The sequence below is a fragment of the Nocardia sp. CWNU-33 genome, from assembly GCF_046764895.1.
Classification (GTDB): domain Bacteria; phylum Actinomycetota; class Actinomycetes; order Mycobacteriales; family Mycobacteriaceae; genus Nocardia.
In genome coordinates this window covers 37,290-47,559 of record NZ_JBKOQN010000044.1, presented here as the reverse complement: position 1 = coordinate 47,559, position 10,270 = coordinate 37,290, and the positions used below count along the sequence as shown (strand labels likewise).

9 protein-coding genes are annotated in these 10,270 nt (G+C 67.1%); 6 read left to right on the top strand and 3 right to left on the bottom strand.

What is annotated here, in order from left to right; all coding sequences use genetic code 11:
* Positions 1-190: MspA family porin (locus tag ACLMAL_RS35120; protein ID WP_412003011.1), on the top strand; the 190-nt coding region annotated here is incomplete at its 5' end.
* Positions 191-375: 185 nt separating this feature from the next.
* Positions 376-1,608: a DUF2235 domain-containing protein gene (locus ACLMAL_RS35115; RefSeq protein ID WP_412003010.1), complete on the top strand. Its 1,233-nt coding sequence runs from the start codon at positions 376-378 to the stop codon at positions 1,606-1,608.
* Here the strand turns inward: ACLMAL_RS35115 and treY are convergent.
* From treY to ACLMAL_RS35100, 3 genes are all read right to left on the bottom strand, one after another.
* Positions 1,528-3,966, bottom strand: coding sequence for a malto-oligosyltrehalose synthase (gene treY / locus ACLMAL_RS35110; RefSeq protein WP_412003009.1), 2,439 nt, complete (start codon positions 3,964-3,966; stop codon positions 1,528-1,530). The two genes, ACLMAL_RS35115 and treY, sit on opposite strands and share 81 nt — an antisense overlap.
* Positions 3,963-6,083, bottom strand: a complete 2,121-nt coding sequence (gene glgX / locus ACLMAL_RS35105; protein WP_412003008.1) for a glycogen debranching protein GlgX — start codon at positions 6,081-6,083, stop codon at positions 3,963-3,965. The genes treY and glgX overlap by 4 nt, the downstream gene beginning before the upstream one ends.
* 86 nt (positions 6,084-6,169) lie before the next feature.
* Positions 6,170-6,364, bottom strand: coding sequence for a hypothetical protein (locus ACLMAL_RS35100; RefSeq protein ID WP_412003007.1), 195 nt, complete (start codon positions 6,362-6,364; stop codon positions 6,170-6,172).
* Between the two features lie 249 nt (positions 6,365-6,613).
* Between ACLMAL_RS35100 and ACLMAL_RS35095 the strand changes: the two genes are divergently transcribed.
* The 4 genes from ACLMAL_RS35095 to bioD all read left to right on the top strand — a co-directional run bounded on the left by ACLMAL_RS35095 (position 6,614) and on the right by bioD (position 10,078).
* Positions 6,614-7,885 carry an adenosylmethionine--8-amino-7-oxononanoate transaminase gene (locus ACLMAL_RS35095; protein WP_412003006.1) on the top strand — a complete coding sequence of 424 codons (1,272 nt, stop codon included), beginning with the start codon at positions 6,614-6,616 and terminating at the stop codon, positions 7,883-7,885.
* Between the two features lie 248 nt (positions 7,886-8,133).
* The gene (locus ACLMAL_RS35090) at positions 8,134-9,288 is read left to right on the top strand and encodes an 8-amino-7-oxononanoate synthase (RefSeq protein ID WP_412003005.1); all 1,155 of its coding nucleotides are present in this window, start codon (positions 8,134-8,136) and stop codon (positions 9,286-9,288) included.
* Positions 9,285-9,419 (top strand): hypothetical protein, encoded by a 135-nt coding sequence (locus ACLMAL_RS35085; RefSeq protein ID WP_412003004.1) that lies wholly within the window; start codon positions 9,285-9,287, stop codon positions 9,417-9,419. Before ACLMAL_RS35090 ends, ACLMAL_RS35085 begins: the two co-directional genes overlap by 4 nt.
* Positions 9,416-10,078, top strand: coding sequence for a dethiobiotin synthase (bioD, locus tag ACLMAL_RS35080; RefSeq protein WP_412003003.1), 663 nt, complete (start codon positions 9,416-9,418; stop codon positions 10,076-10,078). Before ACLMAL_RS35085 ends, bioD begins: the two co-directional genes overlap by 4 nt.
* Positions 10,079-10,270: the final 192 nt, after the last annotated feature.

The window sequence follows — 10,270 nt, the reverse complement described above, 5'->3', positions numbered from 1 at the left end:
CGCCGAGGTCGCGATGACCGAGAAGGACATGATTCCGGGAAAGCTTATTCAGACGGTGATTCGGGACTTCCATCTCAAGATCAACACCTGCACCGGTCCGGTCAGTATCCGGCAATTCACGTATGTGATTGCCACCTCACCCGAGGTCGACGACATGGGCGCGGTGTTCGGCGACCCTACCTGGTTGTGAGAGCTTCCCCGAAAAAGCCCCGGTATGCCGGGGCTTTTCTGGTTCTTCATGCGTTCCCCCATTGACATCGCGGGGTATTCGTCTACTGAAATGCATTGTTTTATTAACATTCCGTACCCGAGCCCCGATGATTCGAGTAGTCCAGTACGCAGGTCTGCACGGGGATGCGGCGGGAGAATTTGCCCATGAAACGCCTGGTAGTTTGTTGTGACGGCACCTGGAAGGCCGAATCGAGCAGCACGGTATCCAACATCATCAAGATCGCTCAGACCATCAGCTTCTCCGCGCCGGGACCGGCCGGAGAGTCGATTCAGCAGTGGGTGAGCTATGTGTCGGGGCCCGGGGCGCGCGGGTTCCTCACCGACCGGCTGATGGGCGGTGCTTTCGGACTCGGGCTGGAGGCGAACCTGTCGTCGGCGTATTGGCATCTCGCACTGAACTGGGAGCCCGGCGACGAGATCTACATCTTCGGCTTCAGTCGCGGCGCCTTCACCGCCCGCAGCCTGGCCGGATTGATCGGCCGAATCGGGATCCTGACGCCCGAGGCGATGATCGACGGTCAGTATCCACACGCGCTGCGCATTCATCGGCAGGCCGCCCCCAACCGGACGGTGCAGAATCCGGACCCGCCGGAGCCGCAGGAGTGGATCGACTTCCGCGGCGAGCACTGCAGGTACCCCGCCAAGATCGACTTCCTCGGTGTGTTCGACACCGTCGGCGCGCTCGGCGTGCCGGGGCTGACCTCGCTGCGGCACAAGTTCCACGATGTGAAGCTCTCATCCAACGTGCACTGCGCGCGCCAGGCGCTGGCGATCGACGAGCGGCGCCGCAACTTCGAGCCGTGCCTCTGGGAGGTGCCGGTCGAGCCGAACGTGAAGTACCGCAAGCACTTCGATCGAGTGAAGCAGGTCTGGTTCGAGGGCGTGCACAGCGATATCGGCGGCGGCTACAAAGAATGCGGCCTGTCCGACATCACCCTGCAGTGGATGGTGACCGAGGCCGAATCGGTTGGCCTCGCCTTCGATCGGGAGCGGTTGGCGGGGCTTTCCAAGCGCTGCCACGCCGAGGGCGTGAAGCACCTGGAACTGCACAAGTCCCTCGGCATCGGCTACCGCATCCTCAATGTGCTTCGGACGCTGCGTAACCCACGCAACCGGCGCTTCCATTGGGATTCCTGGCGGCGGTTGGCCACCCCGATCGACCAGTGTGTCCGGATAGCCTCCAGCGCCAAGGCCGAGCCGGACTACCGGCCGGTGAATCTGCGGCGCTGGCGCGCGGAACTCGGCGGCATGTTCCCGGCGGACCTGGTCGAGCAGACCGGTGGGGTGTCCACCCTGCTAGCGGACGAGCAGGGCGACAGGCAGGCGGGCGAAGAGCTTTTCCAGTCGAGCCCGGCCCTGGAAAGTGTGGCCGGTTAACCGGTCGGTCCAGCTGCCCTGCGGCAAATCGAGCGTAGTGTCGCCCCACCCGGTTTCGGCGAGACCGATGCTGTGCCGGGTGGTGGCGACGATCACCTCGGGCGCCTCGCCCGCCCGGCCACGGGCATAGCTCACCAGCCTGCCTGCGTGGTCGCCGGTGGCGAACAGCGGCAGATAGGTGCCGCCGACGAAGCAGTCCGGCCGCTCCCTGCGCAGCCACAGCGCGTAGGCGACGATCCACATCTTTGCCGCCCCATTGGTGTTCAATGCCGGTGTGCCGGTGAGCGATTGCAGTAACCCGGCGCGTGCCGCGAAGTCCACCGGCCGCCGGTTGTCCGGGTCGACCAGGGTGTCCTCCCACAGCTCACAGCCCTGGTAGATGTCCGGGATGCCGGGCCCGCACAGCTGGAGCAGCTTCTGCGACAACGAATCCGACCAGGCGTGTGGCGCGAGCTCGTGCACCAGGTCGCCGATTTCGGAGCCGACCGGTCCGTCGATCACCGCATCCAGCCAGCCGTGCACCGATGCCTCGAACTCGGCATCCGGCTCCTCCCACGAGGTGTGCACGCCCGCTTCGCGAATCGACTTCTCCGCGAACAGATGCAGTCGCTCGCGCAGGCCCGCCACCGAGGAGGCCGGGCGGCCGTCGGCAGGCCACACACCGAACATGTTCTGCAGCAGGAACAGTGTCGTCGCGCCGTCGGGACCCGGCGTCTGCTCCTCCCATGACTTGACCGACTGCGCCCAGGTCTCGGCGACCTGCGACAGCACCCCGATCCGTGCCCGCACGTCCTCACCACGTTTGGTGTCGTGGGTGGACAGCGTGGTCATGGTGGCAGGCCAGCGTTGCGCGCGTTCGCTGTTGGACAGGTGGAACTCGTTGAGCGAGTGGCCGAATCGAGCCGGATTGCCGCCCACCTCTTGCAAGGAGACCAGCCGGGCCGCCTGATAGAACATGGTGTCTTCGACGGATTTGGCGGTCAGCGCGCCGCAGACCTGACTGAAGCGCACGCTGGCTTCGCCTTCGATAGCCAAGGCAGACACCAGGATGTTCAACGGTGCGGTCAGCTCGGTGTTGCGCTTCTCGACTTCGGCGACCACCGCGCCGGTCATCCCGGCCAGCGGCGCATAGTCGACGCGATACACCGGCATGAACGCCAGCACTTCGATGGTCGCGTTGGTCAGCGCCATGGTGTCGAAGCTTTCCGCGCGCGCGTCGCGTTTGACAGCGGTGACCAACCGTCGAACCTCCGGGGCCAGGATGCTTTCCGCGACCGCGCGTTTGATCCGGTGCTCGGTCTCGCCGATCCAGGCCCGGTCGCTGCCGTGCCCGGCGATGCGCCGGGACAGTTCGGTGAGCGGGGGCTCACCCTCCGGGTCGATGAGCACGCCGCCGATATCGGCGAGCGCGTCATAGCCGGTGGTGCCGTCGATCGGCAGCGTCGCATCGAGCGGCTCGCGGTTGGCCAGGATCTTCTCCACCAGCAGCAGCCGCTGCGGTCCGATCAGCCTGCGCAGCTTCGTCAGATAGGCGGCGGGGTAGGACAATCCGTCCGGATGGTCGACCCGGACGCCATCGATGAGATCGTGCTCGCACCAGGCGGCGAGCTCGCGATGGGTGATATCGAAGACCTCGGGATCTTCCTGACGCAACGAAGCCAGGCTGCTGACGGCGAAGAACCGGCGATAGGTGCACAGTCCAGCCTTCCAGCTGACCAGCCGATAGTGCTGTTTGTCGTGGATGCGCAGCGCGTTGTCGCCGTCGGTGCCCGCCGCGATGGGGAAACGCAGGTCGTGCAGTGCCAGCATCGGTTCCGAACCGGACCGGTCGACAGTCAGGGCCGCCGGATCGTTTTCGCTCTGCAACACCGGCAGCGCCAGCCGCCCGCCCGCGCCGTTGGCCGGGCTCCAGTCGATGTCGAAGAAGTGCGCGAACTTCGATTCGCGTCCGTTGCGCAGCACGTCCCACCACCATGGGTTCTGCTGCGGGTCGGCGACACCGAGATGGTTGGGCACCAGGTCCACGATCAAACCCATACCGCGACTGCGTACTTCGTCGGCGAGCGCCTTCAGGCCGGCCGGGCCGCCGAGCGCCGCCGACACGGTGGTGGGGTCGGTGACGTCGTAGCCGTGCGGCGAGCCCTGCACCGCGGTCAGGATCGGCGAGAGGTACAGGTGCGAGATACCGAGCTGCTGTAGGTATTCCGCGATCGAGCGGGCCTCGGTAAAAGTCAGCACATCCGGGCGCAGCTGGAGTCGGTAGGTGCTGCGGACCGTGGTCTGCCGAGCCGGTCGGCGGCCACGGAGAATGGGATCGGTGAAGTGTATCTGCGTCTCGGTCATGGGCGTTTCGGTCATGCGGTGCAACGGAGGACGAGCAGGCACCGGGCGGGGAGGGTGACGGATGCGGCCGCCGGATAGACGGTTTCGCAGCGGCCGTCGGGTATCGAGCAGTCGAGCGCGACCGACCACTCTGGACCGTAATCGGTGCCGGGCAGGGCGAAATCGAGGGCGGAATCGTGCGCGTTGAAGCACAGCAGGAACGAATCGTCGGTGATGTGTTCGCCACGGGGGCCGGGTTCGGGTATGCCGCGTCCGTTGAGATACACCGTCAGCGACTTGCCGAATCCGCTGTCCCAGTCCGCAGGGGTCATCTGATCGCCCGCCGGGGTGAGCCACGCGATGTCGCGGGCATGCTCCTTGGACCGGATCGGCCTGCCCTTCAGGAAGCGTCGGCGGCGGAAGATGGGGTGCGCGGTGCGCAGCGCGATCACCGTGCGGGTGAAGTCGAGCAGGTCCGAATTCGTCTGCATCAGTGACCAGTCCATCCAGGCCAGCGGTGAGTCCTGGCAATACACATTGTTGTTCCCCCCTTGCGTCCGCCCGATTTCGTCGCCGTGTGAGAGCATCGGCGTCCCCTGGCTGAGCACGAGCGTGGCCAGCAGGTTGCGGCTTTGCTTGGCGCGCAGGGCGAGGATATCCGGGTCGTCGGTGGGGCCCTCCACCCCACAGTTCCAGGACCGGTTCCAGCTTTCGCCGTCGCGGTTGTCCTCGCCGTTGGCCTCGTTGTGTTTCTCGTTGTAGGACACCAGATCCCGCAGCGTGAACCCGTCGTGCGCGGTGATGAAGTTGATGCTCGCGCTCGGTCTGCGGCCGGTGTCCTCGTACAGGTCCGAGGAGCCGGTGAGCCGGGAGGCGAACTCACCGAGCGTCGCGGGCTCGCCGCGCCAATAGTCGCGGACGGTGTCGCGGTACTTGCCGTTCCACTCGGTCCACAGGCCGGGGAAGTTGCCGACCTGATAGCCGCCTTCGCCGACATCCCACGGTTCCGCGATCAGCTTCACCTGACTGACCACCGGATCTTGTTGCACCAGATCGAAAAACGTGGAAAGCCGGTCCACGTCGTGCAGTTCGCGGGCCAGCGTCGCGGCCAGATCGAAGCGGAAGCCATCGACGTGCATGTCCAGGATCCAGTAGCGCAGCGAGTCCATGATCAGCTGCAGTGTGTGCGGGTGTCGCACATTGAGACTGTTGCCGGTGCCGGTGTAATCCATGTAACGCGACGGGTCGTCGTCCGTCAGGCGGTAGTAGGCGGCGTTGTCGATACCGCGGAAGGCGAGGGTCGGTCCGAGGTGATTGCCCTCACCGGTGTGGTTGTAGACGACGTCGAGGATCACCTCGATGCCCTCCGCGTGCAGGGCGCGCACCATCGCTTTGAACTCGGTGACAGCGGCGCCGCCACGCGGGCTCGCGGCGTACTCGTTGTGCGGGGCCAGGTAGCCGAAACTGTTGTAACCCCAGTAATTTCGCAGGCGCTGATCCAGCAGGACACGGTCGTGCAGGAATTGGTGCACCGGCATCAGTTCGATAGCGGTGATGCCGAGGCTCTTCAGATATCCGACGATCGCCGGGTGCGCGATGCCCGCGTAGGTGCCGCGCAACTCCTCGGGAATGTCGGGGTGTGTCATCGTCATGCCCTTGACGTGCGCCTCGTAGAGCACCGTCTCGTGATAGGGCCGATTCGGCCTCCGATCGGAGCCCCAGTCGAAGAACGGGTTGATCACCACGCCGGTCATGGTGTGCCCCAGGGAATCCAGGCCGTGGGTGTAGAGCGACGGATCGTTGTCGAAGTCGCCGTCGAAAGCTTTCCCGTAGGGATCGAGCAGCAATTTGCTGGGATCGCAGCGTAATCCGTGATCCGGGTCGTAAGGCCCGTGCACTCGGAAGCCGTAGCGCTGTCCCGGTCCGATCGTCGGTAGATACGCGTGCCAGACGTAGGTGTCGACCTCCTCCAGCGGGATCCTGGTCTCGGTGCCGTCCCTGGCGATCAGGCTCAGCTCGACTGCATCGGCGACCTCGGAGAACACCGAAAAATTGGTGCCTGCGCCATCGTAGGTAGCGCCCAGAGGGTAGGCGGTGCCGGGCCAAACACCGAGTGGGGTCACGTCACCGGGCGCTGCGTCGGGCTGAGCCATGTCAACGACACTAGCGGCAGCCGGGCAGCCGTCCATGTGGGTGGTTGTGGCCGGGCGCGTCAGTGCTGGTCGGGGCTGATTTTCTACTAGCGACGCCAGTAACCCGCGCGCTCGGCGATGGCGGCGAGCCCGCCGAGGACGGCGCGTTGAAGCCATGGGGGAATGCCCGCTGGGTAGCCGTCCTGGTAATCCCACAGCAATGCCAGGGCAAGCGGGTCGCGTGGCACTCGGGTGCGGGTGCTGCGGCCCGCGGCGTCCAGGTTGTGCCACAGCAGGAGCATCTGCCAATGCCGCAGGGGCGGGCGGATTTCGTGGTCGAACGCGGGTATCTGCTGCCTCGCTCCAGAACGCGTGCACGGCTGCGCGGGGAGCCGTGAGGCGTCGCCGGGTGTGGTTGTGCGGTCAGGTGTTGGAGTGGAGTGCCCTCCGGCGAGGTCGTGCCTACCCAGCTCGAGTGGTAACTTGAACGCCGTTCAAGCCAGCTCCGGGGAGGCCGGGGCAGTCGCACGACCGCGAGGATTCCTGTGGCAATGACCCCCGACGAGATCGCCGCTATCGACGCCGAGCATGTTTGGCATCCCTACGGTGGTTTCCCTGCGACGACCGAGCTGCTCGTGGTGGCGGGCGCGTCCGGGACCCGGCTGACCCTGTCCGACGGGCGCGAACTCGTCGACGGTATGAGCTCCTGGTGGGCCGCGATCCACGGCTACCGGCATCCGGTGCTGGACGCGGCACTGGTCGCCCAGTCGCAGCGGATGAGTCATGTGATGTTCGGTGGGCTCACCCACGAGCCCGCGGCCCGGCTATCCGAACTGCTCGTCGAGCACACCCCCGACGGCCTGGACAAGGTGTTCCTGTGCGACTCGGGATCGGTGTCCATCGAGGTCGCGGTCAAGATGTGCCTGCAGTATTGGCGCGCGCTCGGGCTGCCGGGCAAGCGGCGGCTGCTCACCTGGCGCGGCGGATATCACGGTGACACGTTCACGCCGATGGGCGTGTGCGACCCGGACGGCGGGATGCACTCGCTGTGGACCGACGTACTGGTCGAGCACGTCTTCGTGCCGACGCCGCCCCGCGACTATGAATCCGGCTACGTCGCCGAACTCGACCGTGCGCTGGCCGCGCACGCCGATGAACTCGCGGCCGTCATTGTCGAGCCGGTCGTCCAGGGTGCGGGCGGCATGCGCTGGCACGACCCGCGCTATCTCGCCGACCTGCGCCGCCTGTGCGACGAACACGGCGTGCTGCTGATCTTCGACGAGATCGCCACCGGATTCGGCCGCACCGGAGCGCTTTTCGCCGCCGACCATGCGGGTGTGCGTCCCGATGTCCTCTGCGTCGGCAAGGCGCTGACGGGTGGCTACCTCACATTGGCCGCGGCGTTGTGCACCGCGCAGATCGCAGAAACCCTCAGCGCGGCGCACGGCGGTCTGATGCACGGGCCCACCTTCATGGGCAACCCGCTGGCCTGCGCTGTTGCCGTGGCGTCGATGGAGCTGCTGCTGCAACGCGACTGGCGCGGCGAGGTCGCCCGTATCGAATCCGAGCTGAATGCCGGTCTCGCCCCGGTCCGCGACCTGCGCGGGGTCGTCGAGGTCAGGGTGCTCGGCGCGATCGGTGTCATCGAACTCGACGGTCCGGTCGACATGCGCACAGCAACCGAGGCTGCTGTGTCCGCGGGCGTCTGGCTGCGCCCCTTCCGCAACCTCATCTACACGATGCCGCCGTTCATCAGCACGTCGGACGATGTCGCGGCGATCACGGCGGGCATGCGGGCCGCGGTCGAAGCGCAGTCGGCTTAGCCGGAAATATTCACGAGCCGACTGGCGGTGGTGGCCGCCGGGCGGGGTGCTGCTTCGGTGTCGTGGGTGCACGGAGAATGTGTGGTCGCCCTCGCGGCTCGGTCGGCGAGGTCGCCGGATGGGGATCAGGTGCGGCGGGAAGAGTTGTGGAAACGGGTGCTGCCGATCGGGGAGATCCCACCCGCGGCGGGTGGCGGAAGTCAGGTCCACTAGGCGACCTGAACGGTGTTCAAGTATGCTTCGGAGCTGTGACTACCGATCCGTTGAGCTGGTTGGACGAGCGTGCAGCAGAGCGGGTGACCGCTGGGTTGCGGCGCGAGCTGCGGGCACGGGCGGCGCAATCGCCGTCGATCGATCTCGCCTCCAACGACTACCTAGGTCTGGTTCGGCATCCCGAGGTGGTCGAGGGTGCGATCGACGCCGTGCGGCAATGGGGGGCTGGTTCGACCGGGTCCCGGTTGGTCACCGGCACTACGGCCGCGCATGAACAACTCGAGGCCGAGCTTGCCGAATTCGTCGGCGCCGAAGCCGGTTTGGTGTTCGCCTCCGGGTACGCCGCCAACCTGGGCGCGGTGACCGCGCTGGCCGGACGCGGCGCGCTTGTCGTCTCCGACGCGGGCAGTCACGCCTCACTGGTGGACGCCTGCCGACTGTCGCGGGCGCGGGTGGAGATCGCCGCGCATCGCGATGTCGACGCCGTCGACCGGTTGTTGGCCGCCCGCACCGAGGAACGCGCGCTCGTGCTGACCGATTCGGTGTTCAGCGCCGACGGTGACCTGGCTGCGCTGGCCGAACTGCACCGGGTGACCCGCGCCAATGGCGCGGTGCTGATCGTGGACGAGGCGCATGGTCTCGGCGTGCGCGGCACCGGTGGGCGCGGGCTGGTACACGAGGTCGGCCTGGCCGGGGAGCCGGACCTGGTCATCACCGCGACCCTCTCGAAAGCTTTTGCCGCCCAAGGTGGTGCCGTACTGGCCAGTGCGCGGGTCCGCGCACACCTGATCGATGCCGCACGCACCTTCATCTTCGATACCGGCCTCGCGCCTGCCGCCGTCGGCGCGGCGCGTGCAGCTCTGCGATTGCTGCGCCGTGAACCCGGGATGGCCGCCCGCGTGCTCGAGCGGGCCGCCGACATCGCCCGTATCGCGGGTGTGCCTGCACCGGATTCGGCGGTGGTCTCGGTCGTGCTCGGCGAGGCGCAGGTCGCCTACGACGCCGCACGCGCCTGCCGGTCCCGTGGCCTCGACGTCGGCTGCTTCCGTCCGCCGTCGGTCCCGGAGGGCACCTCCCGCCTGCGCCTGACCGCCCGCGCCAACCTCACTCCCGCCGAGCTCGACACCATTGCCACCGTCCTCACCGAGGTCTTGGCCGAAGCTCGCGGATTGAGCGTGGTGCCGGCATGAGCCGACAGTTCAGCGCCGCAGCTTCGGGCGGCGGCACCGTGCCGGGCGCCGCGCCGTCGGTCGGCATGCGCTCCGGCCCGGTCGCGTCCGAGTCATCGCGGGCCCGCGTATTCAGCGAGGTGTGGCCATGAGTCCACTGTTGATCACCGGAACCTCCACCGAGGTCGGCAAGACCGTGGTGACAGCGGCAATCGCGGCGGCGGCCTGCGCGGCCGGCCGATCGGTCGCGGTGTGCAAGCCCGCTCAAAGCGGTGTCGCTCCGGGCGAACCCGGCGATCTCGCTGAGGTCGAGCGCCTGGCAGGTGTCACCCGAACCCTCGAACTCGCCCGCTACCCGGATCCGTTGGCGCCCGACACCGCGGCCCGCCGCTGCGGCCAACCGATGCTGACCATGGCCGAAACCGTGTCTGCGATAGAGGGTCTCACCGACGCGGACCTCACCCTGGTCGAAGGTGCGGGCGGACTGCTCGTTCGGATGGGCGAATTCACGCTGCTCGATCTCGCGCAGAAACTCGATGCACCGGTTCTGGTGGTCGTCGCGGCCGGGCTCGGCACTCTCAATCACAGCGAATTGACCACCCGCGCACTGCAATCGGCGGGCGTGCGCTGTGCAGGGCTGGTGATCGGCTCCTGGCCCGCCGACCCCGACCTGGCCGCCGAGTGCAACCGCGCCGATCTGCCGGCGGTCACCGGCGTCGACGTGGTCGGCGCCATCCCCGCGGGCGCGGGTGCTTGGGGGCGCGACCGCTTTACTGCCGCCGCCCCAGGGTGGTTCACGCGCACCTGGTGAAGGCTGAACCTGTTCGGCTCGAGCGGAATTTGCGTTGATTACACACAAAAGTCCGAGCCCTCGCACATAGTTGCGCTTGGGCACGAGCCGGTGAGTTCGTTCAGCGCACATTCTGGGCACGCGGGCGTGCTCGTGGGCAAGCTGCGCAGGCGGGCGTCCCGGTGGTCCAGGCCGCAACGGGGGACTCACTCA

Coding starts and splice junctions, on each gene's coding strand:
- ACLMAL_RS35095 (WP_412003006.1), top strand. CDS start 6,614: ATGACCCCCGACGAGATCGCCGCTATCGACGCCGAGCATGTTTGGCAT.
- treY (WP_412003009.1), bottom strand. CDS start 3,966: ATGACCGAAACGCCCATGACCGAGACGCAGATACACTTCACCGATCCC.
- ACLMAL_RS35085 (WP_412003004.1), top strand. CDS start 9,285: ATGAGCCGACAGTTCAGCGCCGCAGCTTCGGGCGGCGGCACCGTGCCG.
- bioD (WP_412003003.1), top strand. CDS start 9,416: ATGAGTCCACTGTTGATCACCGGAACCTCCACCGAGGTCGGCAAGACC.
- ACLMAL_RS35100 (WP_412003007.1), bottom strand. CDS start 6,364: ATGCTCCTGCTGTGGCACAACCTGGACGCCGCGGGCCGCAGCACCCGC.
- glgX (WP_412003008.1), bottom strand. CDS start 6,083: ATGGCTCAGCCCGACGCAGCGCCCGGTGACGTGACCCCACTCGGTGTT.
- ACLMAL_RS35115 (WP_412003010.1), top strand. CDS start 376: ATGAAACGCCTGGTAGTTTGTTGTGACGGCACCTGGAAGGCCGAATCG.